The organism is Saprospiraceae bacterium (assembly GCA_016710235.1).
Lineage (GTDB): Bacteria > Bacteroidota > Bacteroidia > Chitinophagales > Saprospiraceae > Vicinibacter.
In genome coordinates, this window is sequence record JADJLG010000001.1 from 1,454,596 (window position 1) to 1,478,576 (window position 23,981).

Genomic DNA, 23,981 nt, shown 5'->3' on the forward strand with positions numbered 1-23,981 from the left:
TTTATATACTCATTCATATTTTCCTTTAAAATAACCATTGAAAAATCTCATCCGGTATGGATAGAATGGATTTCTTTTGGGACGATCATTTTTAAAGACAAAGGAGACTGCAAAATAACCCGTGATCGTTTTTGAGGTGGTGTCAATGCTTGAAATCGAAATTTTATTTATTTCCGTGGTATCCAAAATAAAAGCATCTATATTGATATCACCGTCGATGTGTGTAAAATCCGAATTCAAAGTCGATCGATTTTTGTCGCTCTGATAATCAGAAATTTTGTAGCAACCTATTTTGAATGGAATATCCCAAATCACTAATTCTTCATTAAGTGCGCTGTCTATATTTCTTCCGAATAAAAAAATATATAGAAAATTACTATCGTTAAAATCTTTTTGAATAATGGGTTCAAACCAAGTCAGTTGGTTGACTTTGGTACAATATGCTTCGCCATGAGGATTGGGGAAGAAGGGATTGCCGATGACCCTGCTTGTACTGTCCTGAATTTCTTCTTTTTCTATGCAAGGAGGAGGAGCAATGTTTTCGACCTTGCTGCATGAAAAGGCACAGAAGACAAGAAAAGAGAAATAGTATTTCATATTGAACTTAATCAATTTCCATCATTCATATTTTCCTTTAAAGTAACCATTGAAAAATCTCATCCGGTAGGGATTAAAGGGATTTCTTTTGGGACGATCATTTTTAAAGACAAAGGAGATTGCAAAATAACCCGTGATCGTTTTTGAGGTCGTATCAATAGCGGATACAGATATTTTATTTATTGCAGAGGTGTCGAGAATAAATCTGTCTATGACAATATCATGATCTATGTTTTCATATGTTGCATTTAACTTATTATTTGAAGTAATATACTCTAATTCATCAATTTCATAACAACCTGCTTGAAATGGAATGTCTATAATATAAAAATCATCCACCAATGCACTATCAGCATCTAATCCAAAAAACTCAATATAAAAAAGTGAATTCTGATTAGGATATCGCTTAATGTGAGGCTCAAACCAAGTCAGTTGGTTGACTTTGGTACAATATGCTTCGCCATGAGGATTAGAGAAGAAGGGATTTCCGATGACCTTGCTCGTACTGTCCTGAATTTCTTCTTTTTCTATGCAAGGAGGGGGAGCAATGTTTTCGACCTTGCTGCATGAAAGTGTACATATGACAAGAAAAGAGAAATAGTATTTCATATTGAACTTATTAATTTTCCATCATTCATATTTTCCTTTAAAATAGCCATTGAAAAATCTCATCCGGTAAGGATTGAATGGATTTCTTTTGGGACGATCATTTTTAAAGACAAAGGAGACTGCAAAATAACCCGTGATCGTTTTTGAGGTCGTATCAATAGCGGATACAGATATTTTATTTATTGCAGAGGTGTCGAGAATAAACTCATCAATTATAATATCATAATCAATATTTCTGTAATAAGCTTCCACTAATTTGGTATTTGGATCAACAGAATTTGCTTCTATTTTGTAACATCCGATATTTAGTGGAATATTATAAATGACGAATTCATCTGATGCAATTTTATTTGAGTCTAATCCAATTAATCTTAGATAAAAGAAAGTTTTTTCGTATTCCCCAATATAAGGCTCAAACCAAGTCAGTTGGTTGACTTTGGTACAAAATGCTTCGCCATGAGGATTGGGGAAGAAGGGATTTCCGATGACCTTGCTCGTACTGTCCTGAATTTCTTCTTTTTCTATGCAAGGAGGAGGAGCAATGTTTTCAACCTTATTGCATGAAAGTGCACATATGACAAGAAAAGAGAAATAGTATTTCATATTGATCTTATTAAATTTTCATCATTCATATTTTCCTTTAAAATAGCCATTGAAAAATCTCATCCGGTAAGGATTGAATGGATTTCTTTTGGGACGATCATTTTTAAAGACAAAGGAGACTGCAAAATAACCCGTGATCGTTTTTGAGGTCGTATCAATATCGGATACAGTTATTTTATTTATTGCAGAGGTGTCGAGCATAAACTCATCAATGATGACATCTTCATATATATTATCGTACGTGCTATTTAATTTTGATTTATCCTTTTCCGGGTTGGTTCCGGTAATTTCATAACAACCAATTTTAAATGGAATTCTGTTCACTCTTAATTCGTCAACCAATATACTGTCTTGATCTCTCCCGAATAATATTAAATAAAAAGTAGATGAGTCATTTTTGTATTTAATTGATATGGGTTCAAACCAAGTCAGTTGGTTGACTTTGGTACAATATGCTTCGCCATGAGGATTGGGGAAGAAGGGATTGCCGATGACCCTGCTCGTACTGTCCTGAATTTCTTCTTTTTCTATGCAAGGAGGAGGATCAATGATTTCGACATTGCTGCATGAGGATGTTATTAATGTGCTGATCAGCAAAGAATACATAAATTTATTCATGATAGAATTTTAGAGTTTGATATTTGCCATTTTTGTATATGATATGACATATGTATATACCTATAGGAATTGAATTAAATTCCGAAATTCTGGTAATCCCTTTATTCCATTCTTCAATCCTGCGGCCATCGACCGCAAATATTGTATATGAGTGTATCAGATCAGGATTTTCAAAAATGATACCATTAAGCTGATCAAGTGATATCAATGATCCTTTGGTATTTCTTTCTTCTGCATGAGCCTGAGCATTAGGACAATTGAAGCATTTGATCTTGCGGCTCACCATCGTACTGTATCCATCTGTCAGGCTGGTCACTCTAACCCGGACAAAATGATATCTGACTCCGGATACGAGGCATGGGTCATAATTGATGTTGGGGCCAATCCCTATTTGGATCGCATCACTAAAATCGCCGGTGATACTCCTCTCCCAGACATATGTATAGGGAGGCTGGCCTATAAAGCCAAGATCAGGCTGCCTGATGAAAGTACGTAGAAAGTAGCTGCCGCAGCTTATAAAACTGCCCAGTAAAGACACTTGTAAATTATTCTCTGATCTATGAGAGGCTACAGTACAACCTGAGGTGCGAATCTTGCCTGCATTGTTGTTGATATCATTTCCGGTAGGGATGCTTGAGTTGTATTTGGCAAACAGATCAGAATAGTGCATGATATAAGGACGCTGTCCGGAATTCATAATGGTATATTGATTTGTTGAAGTTTTCCAGGCAAATGCACAGTCTTGAGGATCTGGTGGACTCCCACCCGTCTTTCGTTGATGGTGAGCTTCAAATAGATGCCCAAGTTCGTGAGCATAAGTATAATCCGGTGCATCGATATAAGAGACCTCTATTATACCCATCGCTCGATTTGGGTCAACCACTTCATTCACAACATGACCTAAAAATGTTTTATAATTTTGGTTAGTAATTAAAAATAATAGATCAGCTTTATTATCATTTCTTATTTGATTAACTTGAGGAGAAGATCTTAAATTAATAACATCCTCTGTTATATATCCTTCTTCAGAATAATTTGTAAAGTTATAATAATCAACGACTGTTTCTATGCGATGGGGAATCAATGAATTGCGGAAGGCGGTATTGATGTTTTCTGTCCACTGTTTTACAAGGCCTGGAATTTGGTTTCGGTCAGGCAACTTAGTCTCTGCTTCGGGAGTGATCAGTAGCAAAATTTTAATGACCGATGCGCATACTGAATTAGCACAACCAAACTGAGGTTCATCTTCATTTGAAGCCGAATTTTCGCTTTCTCCAATATCACAAGCAGGTCTGCCGACAGGATTATCAGAAAACTTGATACATAGGGTAGTATCAGCTTTTAAAGGATAAAATTGCATATAGTACGGGGCGCATGTACTAACATTGATTTTGTTTTACCCTCTGATATAGCTGTAAACCAACCTTCAGCGTTGACAAATTTGCCGGAATAAGTATAATTGGAGTCATTTGTAAACTGGTAATCCATTGGTTCGATGGTTTGATTCGTAATGAATCCCGGAATATTCAACTGAAACTGTGCTGAATCATTCAAAAAGTCAGGCAACTTCCCCAATATAGCAAAACAATACTGCAGTGTGCTAGAGTCAGTAGTTTTATATTGTATAAACTGATTAGTACTGCTATTGAATTGTTCAGGATTGTAATTTATATATTCAATGAATGAGTTATTCTGGCTATTGCTCCGACTATGGAAAGAGAAGAAAATTACAAAAAATACAAAAGTGATGCGATGAGAGTATTTCATATAAAACTATTTTAGTCAAAGTTAAACAAAATAGTTGAAAGATCCAATAGTTTTTATTGAATTATTGCTAAATTTATCATGCCTGAGCCGGACGGAGGGCTTGGTGCGTCAGCACGGAGCGCAGCGAACCCCGTAGAAGGGCGACCCGCAGGACCCTATGGTCGAGGGGCAGGCCAAGGAACACATTCATTGTAGTTTTTTGATTATTTATGTTCAAATAAACCGCTCCTACAAGATTCAACTTATGGTTTCAAAAAACCTGTCTGTTAATTCGGAGTCATAGATTCCAGGTGCATTTTCTGTGCCCGGATGGAAAAAGTACCCCATACAAGTTTCCGGTAACTTTAGGGGATCAAGCATCACTTCTTTGAAGATATTTTGTGATAATTTCGCAATTTGGAGTGAGGATTGATGAACGGTAAGGTCAGGAATTTCACCAGCCGGTTTTTCAAAATATTTGAATCGGTCCGCAAGGTAAGCAGGTGGCTGTTCTGAGCTGCCAAACAGGACAATTTCAGGCCCTGCCAGCCATGCGCTGAGGGTGTTCAAAAGTTCTTCCAGTCTTTCAGCTGAAAAGCTATCTGCGTCAACTCCCAGGAAGTCAACTCCCATAGCAGAAAGATATCTGGCCACTGTCAGATCGGAAACCGGATAGGCCATTAAGTAATATCGATGAGTCGAGAGCTTTGTATTTTGTTCAGGCATGGCTTATACGGTAGGTTTTGCGGTGATAGGGACTGAGGCCGTGGATGCGAATCATTCGTCTATGGTAGATCGTCGGGTAGGCTTTGTTTTGTTCCCAGCCGTACTGCGGATACTCTTCAGAAAGTCCGGATATGAATTCATCTCTATGCGTCTTGGCAAGAATGGATGCTGCAGCGATACTTTGATAAAGACCATCACCTTTGATAATGGCGATTTGTTCCAGAGCAGAATCCGGCAATAATTTATTTCCATCAATCAATACCAAAGAGGCTTTGCGAGGCAGATCCAGGACTGCTTGATGCATTGCTTTTAGACTGGCTTGAAGGATGTTAATCCGGTCGATTTCGTCTGCATGAACCATGAATACTGACCAACACATAGCCTTGGATTCAATCTCGGTTCTTAAGCAGTTTCTGGCTTGTTCACTTAACTTCTTGCTGTCTTTCAGGCCTATTATTTCGATTTTTGGATCCAACATTACTGCTGCACCGACGACAGGTCCTGCCAGGCAACCTCGTCCGGCTTCATCGCATCCCACTTCATATGATAAATTTTTGTAATATTTAAACAATTGTTTCATCAGTGTTGCGAGATTTTTTTTACTTTTGCGCTCTGTTTATTTCCATTTGCTATTATGCCGGTTTTTAAATGTTTATTTGTTTGGGTTCTTTTCGCTGGAAGTTTGTTCGGTCAACAAACCAATCTCTGGAAAAAGGCAAAAATAGAACTTGATGGGCAAAGTATCCAAACTCTCTTGGATCTTGGATTGGCTTGTGATCATGGGCATCATATACCACATCAGTCATTTGAAGGTGATTTTACTCAGGAGGAGCTTGCAAAAATAGAAAATGCAGGATTGAAATATAAGTCTGTACCTCGCAAAAAAACAGAGCTGAGGTCCGGACCTTTCAACTGTAATCCGGATCAGGTATTGCCTCCCAAGTACCAGATTCCATCAAATTATGAGTTTGGATCAATGGGGGGGTTTTCGACTTTAGATGAGTTGTATGCCAATCTGGATTTGATGAGAGAGCTATATCCTCAGCTGATAAGTGTCAAAAAGCAGATAGGAAACTTTACTACCTTTGAAAATAGACCCATATATTTCTTGAAAATCAGCGATAATCCTGACTCTGACGAATCCGACGAGCCTCAGGTACTTTATACTGCGCTCCATCATGCTCGCGAGCCTATCAGCATGTCCCAGATGTTGTTTTTTATGTGGACATTGTTGGAAAATTACGGCAGAGATCCTGAGATCAAAAGATTGGTGGACAACCGCGAATTGTATTTTGTCCCTTGTCTGAATCCTGATGGATATGCGTACAATGAGCTTCAAAGCCCATTTGGTGGAGGCAATTGGAGGAAGAATGTAAGGCCTAATACCGAAGGGATCGGAACGGATCTCAATCGCAACTATGGATTGGGCTGGGCTGTGGACAATAATGGCTCCTCTCCTTCCGGTGGCTCAGAGACATTCAGAGGTGCAGGTGCTTTTTCAGAAAGCGAGACCAAAGCCATGAAATATCTGTGTGCTACAAAGGAATTTCGCATAGCCTTGAATTATCATGCATTTGGAGATTATCTGATCATTCCATGGGGTTATCTTGACAGGCCTACCGAAGACTCTGTGCAGTACTTGGCTTTGGCAAATGATTTTACCAAGTTTAATAAATTTCAGGTAGGTACGACACAGCAGACTCTGGCCTATGGAGTGAACGGGGTATCAGATGACTGGATGTATGGTGCTGAGGATTTAAATCAAAAAATATTAGCTTTTACACCTGAAGTTGGTTACGCTTTTTGGCCGGAGAGAAGAGATATTCTTACGCTTAACCAATCTACCCAATACATGAACTTCAGAGCTGCCTGGTGCGCAGGAGAGTGCTTTGATGCTCAGGAAATTTCACCTAGGGCAATTGAAACAGATAGTTTAATCCTTCAACTTCAGGTACAGCAGCTCGGTGTTGTCAATGGAACCATAGCAGTAAATGTAACAACAGATTACAGCGGATTGAAATCGACCAGTGGAGAAAGCACTTATCATATCGATCCCAATGAAGTCAAATTTATTGACCTGCCGTTTCACTTTTCAAAGTCACCTCATGTTGGTGACAGTATCAATTTTGAGATCACCATCAGTTCAGGTTCGTATGTGCAGGTGATCAAAGCCACTAAGGTATTCAAAGGCCTTCCGGCATTCAAGGAAGAATGTACTCAGATAGACAGATGGTTTTCTGTGACCGCACAGTCCTGGACTTTAACAGAGGAAGATTATACCAGCGAACCAAGTTGTTTTACAGACAGTCCAAATGGTCCGCTCAAGGAAGGTCAAACACTCAGATTGCAATCCTGGGGAGCTACAAACTTAGGCTCTTCAAAATCAGCTTACCTTAGTTTTAGGGCGAAGTGGGATCTCTCAGCTGATGCAGACTATGTCCAGATCAAAGCATCTTCGGACGGCAACAACTTCAAACCACTTTGTGGGGTTTACACCAGACAAGGAACGAATTTTCAAGACCTGAACAATCCGCTCTATGCCGGAACTCAAGAACAATGGGTTTCTGAATGGATAGACCTCAGTGAATATTTGGGAAAACATGTATTTCTAGAACTGTATTTTAATTCTACTTTCTCAGGTGTGCCGCATGATGGTTTTTATATCGATGATATTAAAATCTATGCTGAGTCTCTGACCGGTACACAGGAACCAATTGCTGACAAAATTCGCCTTGAACCGAATCCGGCAAATGATGTGTTACATATCCGGATAGAGGATTTTAAAATATCCCAAATCCAAGAATACAATTTTCAGCTGAGTTCACCTGATGGTAAAAAGTGGGTTGCTCCTCTGCGCACTGCTGATGGTGGCTGGGATCTTGAAGTAAGCCATTTGCCAAAAGGACTTTACATCCTGCATACTGGGCGCAATATGTCGCAGTCACATTCTCTGCATTTCATCGTAAATTAGACATCATGGATATTCAGTTTATTAACAGACTCCGGATAGACGCAAAAAATCCCGGGAGCTGGAGTGGTATTCAAGCTATAGAGGGAAAAGACTTTATACAATCAGTGTCGCCGGTAGATGGCAGGCAGATAGGCTCAGTTTCTGTCACAGATAAAGCAAGTTATGAAAATTTGGTTGGAGCGGCTGAACATGCAGCGAGCGTTTGGCGCAATGTTCCGGCACCAAAACGAGGAGATGTCGTCAGGCAGATCGGTGATGAACTGAGACGCAGGAAAGAAGACCTTGGTCGACTGGTGAGTTATGAGATGGGAAAAAGTTTGCAGGAGGGACTCGGAGAAGTGCAGGAGATGATCGACATCTGCGACTTTGCCGTAGGCCAGTCCAGACAACTTTACGGTCTTAGCATGCACTCTGAAAGACCTATGCATCGGATGTACGAACAATGGCATCCTCTGGGAATAGTTGGAGTGATTTCGGCTTTCAATTTTCCGGTAGCTGTATGGTCGTGGAACGCTGCACTTGCCTGGATATGTGGCAATGCAGTCATCTGGAAAGGATCAGAGAAAACTCCCCTTTGTGCGGTTGCTTGTCAAAAAATAGCGGCAGAGATATTTGAGAAAAACCAATATCCATCCGCATTGAGTACTGTGATCACTGGTGCTGCGGATGTAGGAAAATGGATGTGTCAGGACAAAAGAATAGCATTGGTGTCTGCTACAGGCTCAACCAGAATGGGTCGCGCTGTCGGAATGGAAGTGGCAGGGCGCTTTGGAAAAGTTCTGCTTGAACTGGGAGGTAATAATGCAATCATTATCACCCCATCCGCTAGGCTGAAACAGGTACTACCTGCGATCGTGTTTGGATCTATCGGTACTGCAGGCCAAAGATGCACCAGTACCAGAAGATTGATCATCCATGAAGATATCTATGATGAAGTTAGCTCAGTATTGATCAAAGCTTATAGTCAATTGAGAATCGGCGACCCTCTCGATGAAACCAATCACATGGGACCGCTCATCGATACAGACGCCGTGGCCCACTATATGAGTGCCATTGAAATGGTAAAATCTCAGGGAGGCAAAATGCTGATAGAAGGGGGATTGTTGCAAGGACCCGGATTCGAAAGTGCTTGCTATGTGAGCCCTAGCATAGCTGAAGTCCCATCACAGCTGCCAATAGTATGCTCCGAAACTTTTGCTCCTTTGCTCTATTTGATGAAATACAAAGACATTCAGGAAGCTTTGCACTTACAGAATGACGTACCTCAGGGACTTTCCTCGGCGATCATGACTGAAAGTATGCGCGAAGCAGAGTTATTCCTTTCATGCGCTGGATCTGACTGTGGAATCGCCAACGTCAATATAGGAACTTCCGGCGCAGAAATCGGTGGCGCTTTTGGTGGTGAGAAAGAAACAGGAGGAGGTCGGGAATCCGGCTCTGATGCATGGAAAAACTACATGAGAAGACAAACCAGCACCATAAGCTATAGTGACAAACTGACCCTGGCACAGGGAATAAGTTTCGAAATTTAACAGGGTCTTATCCAACAAGATTGGAGACCATTCTTAGTGAATTCATGGTAGAATTGCCTTGGAACAAGGTATAATTTTGCCTAAAAAACGCTATTATTGCAATCATTTCGAATCAATGCATGATAACCAAAATACCTCAATTGATCGGCAGCCTTTATTGTCCATTGTAGTTCCAATATATAACGAGGGTGAAAATATTTCCACACTGTTTTCCAGATGTGATGCTGCCATAGGCAGTTGGACTCCCGATTATGAGCTGATCTGTGTGGATGATGGTAGTTCTGATGATAGTTTGAAACAACTGATTTCCATTCACCAAAAGGATTCTCGTTGGAAAGTATTGTCCTTATCCAGAAATTTTGGACATCAGGCAGCTTATTTGGCGGGATTGAGCCATTGTAGTGGTCAGTATATCGCCATGATCGATGGGGATCTGCAAGACCCTCCGGAGATCCTTGAGTCATTTTACAACAAGCTCCAAGAAGGATATGACGTCGTTTATGCCGTGAGAAAAAAGAGGAAGGAAGCTTGGCTGAAAAGGATGACTTACAGCTTATATTACAAAATCATCAGTTCGATAGCGACAATCAGGATTCCACTGGACAGTGGTGATTTTTGTCTGATGAGAAGGGAGGTACTCGAACAAATGTTGACCATGACAGAACACAGTTTGTTCTTGAGAGGGATTCGATCATGGGTAGGTTTCAGACAATTTGGAATGGAGTATGATCGAGATCGCAGAAATAGTGGTGAGACCAAGTATACACTCAAGAAGCTTTTCCAATTGGCTTACAATGGTATCTATAGTTTCAGTCATTTTCCGATCAAATTGCTCACCAATATCGGCTTGATTGTAATCATTATTTCAATATTGTACTCCATTTACATTTTATATGTCAAAATTAATAATCCGCATATACCTCAGGGATTTGCGACACTAGCAATTGCAATTTTTTTATTTAGTGGCGTTCAATTGGTTGCTCTTGGAATAATTGGCGAGTATGTATTGCGCATTTATGATGAATCCAGGAAGAGACCTCTGTTTATTGTCAAGAAAAAATACATGTAATGGCACTATTGTATTATAGTAAACCTGCACCCGTTTCAATGGCTGATGAATGGTTTGAAATCTCTGCGCCGGATCATTTTTGGATGCAATGGAGATTTTATGAAATTCAGAAAATGTTGCAGAAAAACCAAGTGGATCCATCTCAGGTGTTTGAAGTCGGTTGTGGCAATGGAGTGGTGCTCACACAGATGGAAAGAGTCGGAATTAAGGCTGACGGATGCGACCTCAATGAATATGCTTTACTCAAAGCTGCTGACGGACCAAGCAAAAAAATGATCTATAATATTTATGAAGAGCATCCTGATTTGCTTCATGCATACAAATCCGTGTTTTTGCTCGACGTGATAGAACACATTGGCAACGACAGTGATTTCGTAAAACAGGCACTAAAACACGTTCAAAAAGATGGTTATGTACTCATCAATGTTCCGGCAGGACAGTATCTCTTCAGTGACTACGATACAGCAGCCGGCCATGAAAGGCGATACTCAGCGAAAAAGCTCAAAAGCTGCATTGAAAATGCAGGAGTACAAGTCATCGACACACGCTATTGGGGTTGGTCAATGTTGCCCGTAGCGTTATTGAGGAAGCTGATGTTAAAATTTGTCAATAAGGATCATGTGATAGAGTATGGATTCAAACCTGCTTCTCCGGCTGTCGACAGAATATTGAGATTTTTATTTTATATAGAAAGAAAAATCAGATTTGGTAAAACAGGAACATCATTACTCGCCCTTGGCAAAAAGATATAATTCACATGGCAAAATCAAAAAAGTCCAATCTAAAATCATCAGAATTTTCGGCACAAAGTTCTGAACAAAAGACTGTATCACAGACCAACAAAACACCGATAAATATTGGAGAACAAATTAGGAATACTCTGATATACGAATGGCAAAATGAGAAACTGTTGTATTTATTTCTAATCATTCATTTTGTATCGCTCTATGCATTTTCATTTTATAGTGATGGTTTTTATCAGGGAGAGGAAGGGGCACACTACATTAACATGAAAATGTTTTGGGAAAATCCATCTGTGATCTTGGGTAACTGGGCAAAAACAGGATGGAAATTACTCTACATTTTTCCTGTACTCGGTGGAAAAACTTTGGTTTTTTTGATGAATTGTTTTTGGGCGACACTAACAGCTTTCTTTACATATAAAATTGTCAAGAACCGTGGCTCAGAAATTGCTTTACTTGTGATCCCTCTGATGATGTCCAGCATTTTATGGTTTGGAGTTTCTTTCAGGAACTATTCTGAAATCTCCGCAGCATGTATGATCATGGCGGCTGTTTATTTTCATTTTAAATCCAATGATCTGTGGGCCGCATTTTTTATTTCTTTTGGACTTATCATAAGACAAGAATTGTATTTGCCTGCATTCCTTTTTGGAGCTTATTTATTGTACAGGATGAATTTCAGAGCAATTGCTATGTTGGCTCTGTTTCCACTGCTCAATAATTTTTGGGGATTTGTGGAGACTGGAGATTTATTGTACTTGTATTCAGACGCAAAGAAAACGGCTACACAGTATTCAAGTCAATACCTGAGGGCTGGTTTTGATCATTATTTTTTAATGTCGGGTGTCTGTTTTGGTTATCTTACCGTGATTGGAATATTATTGTATCTGGTGATGTTGGTAAGGAAAATCAGAACGCAGGAATGGTTTGTGTTAATTCCCTTTTATATTTTTTTCTTAACCGACTGTCTTTTCAATCTTAAATCTTATCCCATTGGAACCTCTACTGCCGGAAACCTTAGATATATGCTCATCATTTTGCCATTAGGAGTAGCTATGGCTGTGTGGGCTTTAGGTGATTTTTATAAGTTGAAAAAAAAGTATTTGTATCTGATTCTTTTCGTCCCCATACTCATCGCAGTAGCTTATTTTTTTACGTTTGATCACAATTGGATTGAAAGGGCTTTTTGGGCGCCAAGAATTTATACACCATTGTATGTTTCTATGGCCTTAGTTGTTGTGATGATGATTCCTCGCATCTCCGTTAAAGTATATCGGTGGTTGTTGATAGCACTTTGTGCAGTAAATGTTTATTTGTTTACAAATCCGATTCAGTTGGCCAACCGCGATGAAAACTCGACATGCAAAGAAATCGTGGATTGGGTGAACCAAAATAAATACATTCACTCCAGGCATATTTATCAGCAACTTTCTATGTTTACCTACTTTATGGATATGACTCCATCAGAGTTTAAATACGGTCTGGATAATGTAACTGTCCCACTCATGGAACAATCCAAAGTGGGAAGTATTGTGATCTGGGATTCCCACTTTGCGGAGAGATACGGTGGTGTTAATTATAAATATTTTGAAGATCGTCCTGATAAATTCCTGATATTAAAACAATGGCAAAGTCCTGATCAAAAAGTGGTATTTGCTGCATTTGAAAGAATTAATTATTGATTATGTTGAATTCTATTGAGCATATAGGAATAGCTGTTAGGAATATTGAATCATCGAGGCAAATATTTGATCTTTTGTTTGATGATTCTGCTTATAAATTGGAAGAAGTTGCCAGTGAACATGTGCGAACTTTGTTTTATCGAACAGGTCCAAACAAGATTGAATTGCTGGAAGCCACAAATCCTGAGGGTGCGATTGCGAAATTCATCGACAGAAAAGGTGAAGGAATTCACCATATTGCATTTGAGGTTAGTGATATCCGTATTGAAATGAATCGATTGCGTGATGCCGGTTTTCATCTTTTGCAGCAAGAGCCAAAACGTGGTGCGGATGGAAAATGGGTTTGTTTTGTTCATCCAAAATCCACAAATGGAGTGCTGATCGAGTTGTGTCAGAACATTGCCGAAGGACATGAGTAGTCAGGAGATTGTTGTCTCCATTTTGGGTGGTTTTCTGGCTGGAAGCATCAACACTTTGGCGGGAAATGGTTCTGCAATAACTTTAGCTCTGCTCACTGAGATGTTATCTCTTCCAGGGAATGTGGCTAATGGGACAAATCGAATTGGTATATTGATGCAAGGCATTGCCAGTTGGGTTCCTTTTTACCGCAACAAAAAATTTGTGGGGATCAACTACCTGAAATTTATCATACCAACGTGTATTGGTGCTGTTTGTGGAGCTCTTGTTTCTTTAAAAATCTCTTCGGATCAATTTATGGCAGTGTATAGATATCTCATGTTACTGCTGTTGATATTTATGTTTATCAAGCCAGATCGCTGGTTGCAAACCATGCCTCAATCGAAAGAGGTTTCACCCTGGATCACTCATTCGGTTTTATTGATTCTGGGTTTTTATGGAGGATTCATTCAGATGGGTATGGGTTTGTTCTTTTTGGCTGTGATGGTAGTGATTTGGGGAGGATCTCTAATTACATCCAATGCGATTAAAATTGTAATTGTCTCGGTATATACATTGCTGGTTTTGATTCTGTTTCATTTTCATCATTCTGTACGATGGGATATTGGAATTGTTATTGGCGTCGGGCAAGCTCTCGGTGGATGGTTGACGGCCCATTATGCATGTAAATGGCGTTTTGCAGAACTATGGGCTTATCGTTTTTTGCTTTTAATCATGATCATGACTTTACTACATCTGTTTCAATTGGATAGTCTTATTTTATCTCTGTTTACTTGATAAAGTTGGGTTTGGATAGCTTTTTCGAACAGTTTATTTATTTCAACACTGTTAGATCGCCTTTTATAGAAATGGTCCTTTGGTCTTTAAGTACTATTTTTGCAATCCACACAAACACCGCAGGATTCATCTGTTCAGCTCTGAAGCTTCCATCCCAACCTAACTCAGGAATATTGGCTCCAAAATTTTCTTTCGTCCATACCAGTTCACCCCATCTGTCATAAATGTTCAGATATTCTATTCTATCGATTGCGTCGGTAGTGATGAGATAAAAATATTTATTCGTTGCAATTCCGCTTCCCGAGTGGATTACATTCGGTGCATAAATTTCAATATCGTCTTCTATGATCAGATATAAAGTATATATAGAATCACACTGTTCTTTGGTCTGAAAATTTGCGGTGTAGGTTCCTGATTCACCATAATTTTGGTTGTTGATAGACCAATGATAATTTTGTTGGGTATAAACCGTATCTGAATAGAAATATTGTGGATGAATATATACCAGCTTGTTTATTACAGAATCACAGCCATGTTCTGTCTGTTGATTGAAAGACAATACCTCGTCTTTTGTGATTCTGTTTCCGGTAATTGGGTCGATATATTCTTCACAAGCGTGAACCGTATCCAATATTCGTGTAGAAGGGAAAATCTCAATATGGAGTGTGACTAAGCTATCGCATGAATATTGGTTGCTCAATATTTGAGTATAAATGCCGGATTGTTTGATTGCATTTCTATTCCATTCGAATGAATCGCATGCAGAATGCATGAGGATCGTCCGCGTACTTAGATGGATGGTCAATTCCAATTCTGTAATACTATCACAAGAATGCTGTGATTGATTTTTTGAAATATAAATGCCGGATTGTTTGTATGTAGAGCCATTCCATTCGAGAGAATCACAGGCGGTTTTTTGTTGCTTTATACTTTTTGTGGAATGAATGGTCAGATCTAGTTTGATGATGCTGTCACATCCTTTGGTTGTTCTCAAGGTATCATAATATAATCCGCTTTCTTTATAATTCTTTCCCAACCATAAGAATGAATCGCATGCTGTCTGTGTTTGAATGATGGATTTACTTTGGTTCAATGCAAGATCCAAAGTCACGATGCTGTCACAACCATTGATAGAAGAAAATGTATCTCTGTACTGACCTGTTGTGTTGTATGATTTTCCGTTCCACACATATTGATCGCAGGAAGAAATAAACTCATTACTGTACAAAATGGTATCGATGCTCAGATTCAGAAAAACTATTGAATCGCAGCCATTTTCATTTTGTCCATTGAATGTGTATGTACCTGAGTTAGTGTAAACATTTCCATTCCAATTGTAATTGCCGCAAGCTCTCGTATTCTGAATGATTGTGTCGGCAGCTTGAATTGTCAAATTGAGGATGATGATGCTGTCGCAGGAATGGTCTGTCTGTCCTTGATATGTGTATGTTCCTGAATTGGTGTAAACATTTCCATTCCAATTGTACGATGAACATGCGGTATCAAATATAATTTGCTCGGATTTTGGATAAATTTGCAAATCGAGGATTGTCAAACTGTCGCATCCGTTTGCACTCAATGTGTCATGCATATACCTTCCGCTGCTCGTGTATTCTTTGTCGTTCCATACATATTTTTCGCAGACAGAAATGTTCTGCATTACTGTTACTGAATCCAACAAATTGAGATCGAGATATACGATCAGACTATCGCAGCCTTTTTCGCTGCTGAGAACGTGTACATATCTTCCTGTATCCTGGAGCGGTCTTCCATAAAAATCATAGGAAGATCCTCTGCAGATTTCTGCATTGCGGTATTCCAATTCAGGTAAATCAAGGCTATGAAAAAAATTGTCCGTGTAATCACATTCCAATAAAATAAAATCTTTGTCTTCGAATGTGCCGGAATTATTTCTGCTGCTGTTTACCACAAGATAAAGTTCTCTGAGATTTTGCGCTTTCAGTCTGATCTCCAAGCCTATCAGGCTATCACCGGGAAGTAGTTTGGTTTGAGTATAATAGATGCCTAGTAATGCACCGCCTGTTTCAGGATTGCCATTATAAAACGAAACGGCAAGACTGCTGTCTGCTTGTGCAGAAGCATCGCTGCGATTGTACAAATCAAAATTTACAATATACTCTTTTGTGCTTTCATCATAGCGAATACAAAATATTGTTCCGTACAAACTCGCCGCAGGAACTTTGTAGTTTCCTGACGAGTCCAACAGGGTTTGTTGCGCCATGAAGTTATTGTATCTGCCATTCTGATAAGTTGCCTGATTTTTTTGTACTCGCGGCACTGTGAGATCATCATTAATGTAGAGTGGATTGTAGGCGTATTGATTCCAGATCGGACGGGCAGGTGCCCAGGGCAGACTGTCCGGTGGACCAAAGATCGTGAGGGGACCTCGATAATCTTGATCCCCGCATAAAGTACATATTCTAGAACTGCCTTGCTCATCAATTCCAGTTATAATTGGATATTCTGCATAAGTAGGTGATCTGCATTTTGCTTTATCAACTACATACGGTAATGTATCATTGTAGGCCAGAATCCTAAGGTGAAGTGAATCACGCAATACCATTTCTTGTCTGCCATCACCGTCAAAATCAAACAGACTCACTCCCAGTGAGCCGGACTCGTCTTGATTGGGCAATGACCACTGAAGTTTAAATTGACCTGTTCCGTTATATACATAAGAATAGGTGATGTTGACACGATCAAAAATCAAACTAGGGTAAATAGAATTTGAAACTTTACCAATAGATACAATGCCTATAAAGTCGTAAGGAGAGGGAGGGTAGCATTTGGCTATTAATTTTGGATTCCCGGTGTTGTCCAGGCTATAGGCATAGACCATTCCTGCATTATTGGCCCTTGCCGAAGCTACTACTACATCCAATTTTCCATCAAGATTTATATCTGCTATAGAAGTAAGTCCATCTCGATATTCTTTGTCCACCATAATATTGCTTGCGGTCATGGTATTTCCAACTCGACCATTCTTGTTGGTAATTTTTACCTTATAAATGGAATAACCGGCAGCAAGCTCTATGTCTGTAGGATCATCATCCAATTGTGCGGCTACTGAAACCGGAAAGGCAATTCTTAGAAATGTATCTCGGCTTACTCCAATACCACTCATACTATCATCCACCAATAATTTTCCTGTTTGCGCATTAAATATTTTATTGTTGATATACAATTCCGGAATTCCATCCATATTAAAGTCTGCCATAGCCAATCCTCCGGACCTATAATATGGGCGATATTGGCTGCCCGGAGCATCTGAAATCCAGCGTAAGCTTCCGTCAGAATTAAAACATTTAATTTGATCATTAAGAGGGTTTATAAAATTCGATAGCACAATCACAATCTCCATTTTACCGTCTCCATCAATATCTGCTATCAGATTTGAACTTGTATATACATCAGAGAAAGGAATATTTATACTAAATTTTTTTGTATTATTTTTAATATCATATATATATAGTGAATCTCCATTATTAATAAATATTTCAGGAATACAATCAGAATTAATATCAGCTAATAAAGGAATCCCATTACAATTTAAATAAGGATCCTTAAATTTTGTCACTGTTCCAATTTTGATTGGTTTTTTTTCAAACTTTGAACTTCTGTAACATTTTAAGGTATCGGTATAATCAATGCAATTTTGGCAGAATGCATATTGCAAGTTAGAATAAAAAAATATTAGAGTGTAAACTACTAATTTTAAATAAAGTAATAGCCTTATCATACAATAAATGATAGTGACATTAATGGTTCAAATCTAATCCCTTATTTCCGGATTGTCAAGCGTATCGTACTATTTATTTTTTTGAGGGATTGAATTTGTTCCACTTTTATAAATTTCTTTTGCTTTCTATCTCAATACCGTAAAATCTCCTGTAACTTTGATTTCTCTTCCGTCTTTGAGTCTTACTATTGCAAGCCATACGAAAACTCCAGGATTGACCATCTGTGACTTAAATGTTCCGTCCCATCCCAGCTCCGGTATGTTGGCTTGAAATTGAGTTTTCTCCCACACTAACTCTCCCCAGCGATCGTAGATTTTCAATTCTTGGATTTGATCTATTTCTCCGCTTGTGATGAGATAAAAATATTTATTCGTTGCAATGCCACTTCCCGGATGGATTACATTCGGTGCATAAATTTCAATATCGTCTTCTATGATCAGATATAAAGTATATATAGAATCACACTGTTCTTTGGTTTGAAAATTTGCGGTGTAGGTTCCTGATTCACCATAATTTTGGTTGTTGATAGACCAATGATAATTTTGTTGGGTATAAACCGTATCTGAATAAAAATATTGTGGATGAATATATACCACCTTGTTTAATACAGAATCACAGCCATGTTCTGTCTGTTGATTGAAAGACAATACCTCGTCTTTTGTGATTCTGTTTCCGGTAATTGGGTCGATATATTCTTCGCAAGCGTGAACCGTATCCAATATTCGTGTAGAAGGGAAAATCTCAATATGGAGTGTGACTAAGCTATCGCATAAATATTGGTTGCTCAGTATTTGAGTATAAATGCCGGATTGTTTGATTACATTTCTATTCCATTCGAATGAATCGCATGCAGAATGCATCAGGATCGACCGCGCACTTGGATGGATGGTCAATTCCAGTTCTGTAATACTGTCACAAGAATGCTGTGTTTGATTTTTTGAAATATAAATGCCGGATTGTTTGTATGTAGAGCCATTCCATTCGAGAGAATCACAGGCGGTTTTTTGTTGCTTTATACTTTTTGTGGAATGAATGGTCAGATCTAGTTTGATGATGCTGTCACAACCTTTGGTTGTGCTCAAGGTATCATAATATAATCCGCTTTGTTTATAATTCTTTCCCAACCATAATAATGAATCACATGCTGTCTGTGTTTGAATGAAGGATTTACTTTGGTTCAATGCAAGATTCAAAGTCACGATGCTGTCACAACCATTGATAGAAGAAAATGTATCTCTGTACTGACCTGTTGTGTTGTATGATTTTCCGTTCCACACATATTGATCGCAGGAAGAAATGAACTCATTGCTGTACAAAATGGTATCGATGCTCAGATTCAGAAAAACTATTGAATCGCAGCCATTTTCATTTTGTCCATTGAATGTGTATGTCCCGGAATTGGTATAAACATTTCCATTCCATTTGTAATTGCCGCAAGCTCTTGCATTTTGTATAATGGTGTCGGTGGGATAAATTGTCAAATTGAGGATGATGATGCTGTCGCAGGAATGGTCTGTCTGTCCTTGATATGTGTATGTTCCGGAATTGGTGTAAATATTTCCATTCCATTTGTACGATGTACATGCGGTATCAAAAATAATTTGCTCGGATTTTGGATAAATTTGCAAATCGAGGATTGTCAAACTGTCGCATCCGTTTCCACTCAATGTATCATGCATATACCTTCCGCTGCTCGTGTATTCTTTGTCGTTCCATACATATTTTTCGCAGACAGAAATGTTCTGCATTACTGTTACTGAATCCAACAAATTGAGATCAAGATATACGATCAGACTATCACAGCCTTTTTCATTGCTGAGAACGTGTACATATCTTCCTGTATCCTGGATCGGTCTTCCATAAAAATCATAGGAATATCCTCTGCAGATTTCTGCAGTGCGGTATTCCAATTCAGGTAAATCAAGGCTATGAAAAAAATTGTCCGTGTAATCACATTCCAATAAAATAAAATCTTTGTCTTCGAAGGGACCTGAATTATTTCTGTTGCTGTTTACCACAAGATAAAGCTCTCTGAGATTTTGTGCTGTCAGGCTGATCTCCAATCCTATCAGGCTATCGCCGGGAAGTAGTTTGGTTTGTGTATAATAGATGCCTAGTAATGCACCGCCTGTTTCCGGATTGCCATTATAAAACGAAACGGCAAGACTGCTGTCTGCTTGTGCAGAAGCATCGCTGCGATTGTACAAATCAAAATTTACAATATACTCATTTGTACTTTCATCATAGCGAATACAAAATATTGTTCCGTACAAACTCGCCGCAGGAACTTTGTAATTTCCTGCCGAGTCCAACAGGGTTTTTTGGGCCATGAAGTTATTGTATCGTCCATTCTGATAAGTTGCCTGATTTTTTTGTACTCGTGGCACTGTGAGATCATCATTGATGTAGAGTGGATTGTAGGCGTATTGATTCCAGATCGGACGGGCAGGTGCCCAGGGCAGACTGTCCGGTGGACCAAAGATCGTGAGGTGGCCGATATAATTTGTGTCCCTACATACGGTACATATTCTAGAACTTCCATGCTCATCAATACCTACTATTGTGGGATACTCGAACCATGTTCCAGCCATGCACTCTACTTTGTCCACCACATAAGGAATGGTATCATTGAATGCCAGAATCCTAAGGTGAAGTGAATCCCGCAATACCATTTCTTGTCTGCCATCACCGTCAAAATCAAATAGACTCACTCCCAATGAGCCGGACTCGTCTTGATTGGGCAATGACCACTGTAATTTGAGTTGTGTAGTTCCATCATAGATATAAGAATAAGTAATATTCACCCGATCAAATATCAAACTCGGATAAATAGAATTTGAGATTTTTCCAATAGATACAATTCCTATAAAATTGTATGGAGAGGGAGGATAACATTTGGCTATTAATTTTGGATTCCCTGTGTTGTCCAGGCAATATGCATAGACCAGTCCGGAATTATTGGCCCTTGCCGAAGCTACTACTACATCCAATTTTCCGTCAAGATTTACATCTGCTATAGAAGTAAGTCCATCTCGATATTCTTTGTCCACCATTATGTTGCTTGCGGTCATGGTATTTCCGACACGACCATTCTTGTTGGTAATTTTTACCTTATAAATGGAATAACCGGCAGCAAGCTCTAAGTCTGCAGGATCATCATCCAATTGTGCAGCTACTGAAATAGGAAAAGGCACTGTTAAAAAAGTGTCACGACTTATGCCTATTGCATTATTGCTTCCATCTACTAGTAACACTCCCGTCTGTGCATTAAATATTTTATTGTTGATATACAATTCCGGAACCCCATCCATATTAAAATCGGACAATGCTAATCCTCCTGTTCTATAATAAGGTCTAAATTGACTCCCTGGGATATCAGAAACCCATCTTATATTTCCATTGTAATCACAGCATTTTATTTTATCTTTAGTCCGATCAAAATAATCTTCAAATATAAAAAGTAATTCTGATTTATGATCTCCATCTATATCAAATAAAGCTCTTGTACTTGTATTATTATCATTTTGAGGGATAGGAAATTCATTTAATAAAATGTTACTTTTTAAATTAAATAATTTCAAATAATAATTATAATTACTAATTATAACTTCTGGCATACAATCTCCATTCCAATCCGTAACTAAGGGAAAATCATAAAAATCAATGGTATCTGCCGGAACAGTTTTAGTTCCAATTTTGATAGGTTTTTTTTCAAATTTTGAACTTCTGTAACATTTTAAGGTATCGGTATAATCAATGCAATTTTGACTGCATAGCCTTTTTGAATTTAAACCAATAAGTATTAAACTAAATACAAGAAAGTTAAAACTAGAGAATAGCTTATTCATATCAAAGAAAAATCAAAATAGTCGGGGCACCTACCCCCGACTATTTTGATTTTAAGGTTTAATGTTGTAAAATAAATTTAACGACTTTCATTTTCCCCCCCGGAGTGAAATACTTAATAAAGTACAAACCTGAAGGTAAATGTCTAAGATCCAATTCTTTTCTTTGTTCAATTTTTTGGTGAGGCAATATCAATTTCTGATCTATGCTAAATAGTTCAAACTTAATATTTTCATGACTAGATTGGAGCGTAATAATCCCTGTGTTAGAAGGATTAGGAAAAACTAACAGGTCCACCGTATTTAGATTCGTTTTCTGCTTTTTACTACGATAGTTGAGTCTTGAACAATCCGGCTTAGGAATAAAAATAGTTTTGAAGCAGGATGGTGCAGGACAATTACAGGCAGCATTATTACACTCATAAACGGTCAATGTAATGTCTGAGCTGTAAGGTCCAAGAGGGCCGGATGGAAGTGGCCCCATGACTCCTCCAGGCATGGTTTTGTAACACAAAAAATTGCCTGTGGACTTGACATCTAAGGTAAAATAATACAAATTGCCTTCCTCATTACAATACAAATCCTTCCTATAGACTTCCAGACCACAGCTCGCACTGCATGGTTTTGGAGGACAAACATTAATCAATACAGCAATATCGCAACCATTATTTATAAATTCAATCTTATAATTCTTACACTCTGTCCCGATGTTTCCTCCATTAATAGTACAAGGGATGGCGCCGGAACTGCAATTTGTAAATGAATTATTACTCAAATCTGTAACCATGTATGGCCCCCCCGTAGGTACAGTAAGATCAAAGGTCCAAGTATTGTTGGGATAGCAAGTTACATTTCTGATGGATAAATTATTAAAATCTTGACATAAGGCACTACAAAATGCAGGTGGAGTGATCTGGAAACTAAATAAACAACCATCCACATTTACAGTTAAAGTCCAAGGGCCTTCTTGTATGATAAAAGGTCCAAGATTTATGACAGCACTTCCATTTCCTGTTTTAAGCGTGTAGGGACCTGGTTCATTTGGATATGGGTTATTCAGTTGTCTTTGGATGATATACGAGTGACTGCCAATATTAATCATATCTAATTGAACATAATAATAATCATCAGACATAAGGTTGGTGGTATTATTGTTTTGACATTGACCGATGGCATGACTAACCCCAAAAGCAATAAAGTCATCATAACAAATTTCGACAGCATTACTATTTACAGGAGGTAATGAAACACCATTGGATTCATAGACAAACACAGTATACAAATCTCGGCATTGCCCCACCACAAAATTACTTATTGGAATGTCAAAGCAATATGTATTATTAATATAGTTGATTGAATAATTTGATATGTTGAAACCTGGGACATACATCGTATCTATTATCCAATTACCACATATTGATGGTAAAAGGAATGTACCACAAATCCTAATCGTATCTCCATAACAAGAATATTTATCAATCCCCAAACCAGAACTATTCAAGGAATGATCATACAATATATTTGTTCCAAATGAGCTAATGGAACAATCTTCACAGATTCCATCCACATAAGCATAGCCAAAATGTGCTCCACATCCACAATCAGCAGCAATGATACTTAAAGTTGCAATTTGACCAACTGCGCTTTGTGGTATATTTATTTTATGACACGTCCAATCGACTGTATCTATCTTCTCAAAATTACACAAAGTATCTGTTCTTATATTATCACATTCTAACATATCCGCATCAAAACAAAGAGTTTGTTCTGGTACTAAATCGCAAGATATACTGAACCAAGGTTGGCTATCTCCATGACCATCAGGATTCTCCAATATTGCAGCAAACCAAACTGCAAAATGACGATTCTCCTCTGTCACTCTAAATCTTTTTTGAATCCTGTTCACATCTTTATCTCCATCACATTGATCTAAATTACCGTACCTATTATTGAGCATCAAAGACTTGGAGCCGAACTTTGTCCTTGGAATTCCAATGAGTGGATCAGTACCTCCAGACACAATTTCAAACCTCCGATAATATGGTAAACTTACGTTATAATAGACTGACGGATTCCCACTATTCAAAGGTGTACAAGTTTTGCTTCCACTTGTATTTGTCGCAGCACGACCTTGGTAGTAGAGAAAATCTTGCTCGAATCCTCCATTATCGCAAATGAATGTATCCACTTGTGCATTTGACTGAGTGAACAAAAATATGGATGAAAGAATCAGAAATAGGGTTTTTCGCAGAAAGATTCTGGGATGTGGGATGTGGGATGTGGGA

General features: G+C 38.5%; 18 protein-coding genes. 7 read left to right on the plus strand and 11 right to left on the minus strand.

What is annotated here, in order from left to right; genetic code table 11:
* Positions 1 to 9 precede the first annotated feature (9 nt).
* The 8 genes from IPI99_06020 to IPI99_06055 form a co-directional block, all read right to left on the minus strand.
* Positions 10 to 597 (minus strand): hypothetical protein, encoded by a 588-nt coding sequence (locus IPI99_06020; GenBank protein ID MBK7340065.1) that lies wholly within the window; start codon positions 595 to 597, stop codon positions 10 to 12.
* 21 nt (positions 598 to 618) lie between these two features.
* Positions 619 to 1,206 carry a hypothetical protein gene (locus IPI99_06025; protein MBK7340066.1) on the minus strand — a complete coding sequence of 196 codons (588 nt, stop codon included), beginning with the start codon at positions 1,204 to 1,206 and terminating at the stop codon, positions 619 to 621.
* Positions 1,207 to 1,227: 21 nt separating this feature from the next.
* A complete protein-coding gene (locus IPI99_06030; GenBank protein MBK7340067.1) occupies positions 1,228 to 1,809 on the minus strand; it encodes a hypothetical protein in 582 nt (193 codons plus the stop codon).
* 21 nt (positions 1,810 to 1,830) lie between these two features.
* Positions 1,831 to 2,427, minus strand: a complete 597-nt coding sequence (locus IPI99_06035; protein MBK7340068.1) for a hypothetical protein — start codon at positions 2,425 to 2,427, stop codon at positions 1,831 to 1,833.
* On the minus strand, positions 2,420 to 3,787 hold the full coding sequence (locus IPI99_06040) for a hypothetical protein (protein ID MBK7340069.1): 1,368 nt from the start codon (positions 3,785 to 3,787) through the stop codon (positions 2,420 to 2,422). The genes IPI99_06035 and IPI99_06040 overlap by 8 nt, the downstream gene beginning before the upstream one ends.
* Positions 3,769 to 4,194: a hypothetical protein gene (locus tag IPI99_06045; protein MBK7340070.1), complete on the minus strand. Its 426-nt coding sequence runs from the start codon at positions 4,192 to 4,194 to the stop codon at positions 3,769 to 3,771. Before IPI99_06045 ends, IPI99_06040 begins: the two co-directional genes overlap by 19 nt.
* A 237-nt stretch (positions 4,195 to 4,431) precedes the next feature.
* Positions 4,432 to 4,899 (minus strand): hypothetical protein, encoded by a 468-nt coding sequence (locus IPI99_06050; protein ID MBK7340071.1) that lies wholly within the window; start codon positions 4,897 to 4,899, stop codon positions 4,432 to 4,434.
* Positions 4,892 to 5,479, minus strand: coding sequence for a ribonuclease HII (locus IPI99_06055; protein ID MBK7340072.1), 588 nt, complete (start codon positions 5,477 to 5,479; stop codon positions 4,892 to 4,894). Before IPI99_06055 ends, IPI99_06050 begins: the two co-directional genes overlap by 8 nt.
* A 54-nt stretch (positions 5,480 to 5,533) precedes the next feature.
* Between IPI99_06055 and IPI99_06060 the strand changes: the two genes are divergently transcribed.
* From IPI99_06060 to IPI99_06090, 7 genes are all read left to right on the plus strand, one after another.
* Entirely contained in the window at positions 5,534 to 7,870 is a 2,337-nt protein-coding gene (locus IPI99_06060) for an immune inhibitor A (GenBank protein MBK7340073.1), read from the plus strand.
* 5 nt (positions 7,871 to 7,875) lie between these two features.
* Positions 7,876 to 9,402, plus strand: a complete 1,527-nt coding sequence (locus tag IPI99_06065) for an aldehyde dehydrogenase family protein (GenBank protein ID MBK7340074.1) — start codon at positions 7,876 to 7,878, stop codon at positions 9,400 to 9,402.
* Between the two features lie 115 nt (positions 9,403 to 9,517).
* Positions 9,518 to 10,471, plus strand: a complete 954-nt coding sequence (locus IPI99_06070; protein MBK7340075.1) for a glycosyltransferase family 2 protein — start codon at positions 9,518 to 9,520, stop codon at positions 10,469 to 10,471.
* Complete coding sequence (locus IPI99_06075) at positions 10,471 to 11,223, plus strand: methyltransferase domain-containing protein (protein MBK7340076.1); 753 nt, start codon at positions 10,471 to 10,473, stop codon at positions 11,221 to 11,223. The genes IPI99_06070 and IPI99_06075 overlap by 1 nt, the downstream gene beginning before the upstream one ends.
* Positions 11,224 to 11,228: 5 nt before the next feature.
* Entirely contained in the window at positions 11,229 to 12,896 is a 1,668-nt protein-coding gene (locus IPI99_06080) for a hypothetical protein (GenBank protein MBK7340077.1), read from the plus strand.
* A gap of 5 nt (positions 12,897 to 12,901) precedes the next feature.
* Positions 12,902 to 13,315, plus strand: a complete 414-nt coding sequence (mce, locus tag IPI99_06085; GenBank protein MBK7340078.1) for a methylmalonyl-CoA epimerase — start codon at positions 12,902 to 12,904, stop codon at positions 13,313 to 13,315.
* Positions 13,308 to 14,090: a sulfite exporter TauE/SafE family protein gene (locus tag IPI99_06090; protein ID MBK7340079.1), complete on the plus strand. Its 783-nt coding sequence runs from the start codon at positions 13,308 to 13,310 to the stop codon at positions 14,088 to 14,090. Before mce ends, IPI99_06090 begins: the two co-directional genes overlap by 8 nt.
* A 37-nt stretch (positions 14,091 to 14,127) precedes the next feature.
* Here IPI99_06090 and IPI99_06095 read toward each other — a convergent pair whose 3' ends face one another.
* The 3 genes from IPI99_06095 to IPI99_06105 form a co-directional block, all read right to left on the minus strand.
* The gene (locus IPI99_06095) at positions 14,128 to 17,688 is read right to left on the minus strand and encodes a VCBS repeat-containing protein (protein MBK7340080.1); all 3,561 of its coding nucleotides are present in this window, start codon (positions 17,686 to 17,688) and stop codon (positions 14,128 to 14,130) included.
* Positions 17,689 to 17,976: 288 nt separating this feature from the next.
* Positions 17,977 to 21,468: a gliding motility-associated C-terminal domain-containing protein gene (locus tag IPI99_06100; protein MBK7340081.1), complete on the minus strand. Its 3,492-nt coding sequence runs from the start codon at positions 21,466 to 21,468 to the stop codon at positions 17,977 to 17,979.
* A 289-nt stretch (positions 21,469 to 21,757) separates the two neighbouring features.
* Positions 21,758 to 23,884, minus strand: coding sequence for a T9SS type A sorting domain-containing protein (locus IPI99_06105; GenBank protein ID MBK7340082.1), 2,127 nt, complete (start codon positions 23,882 to 23,884; stop codon positions 21,758 to 21,760).
* Between the last annotated feature and the right edge of the window lie 97 nt (positions 23,885 to 23,981).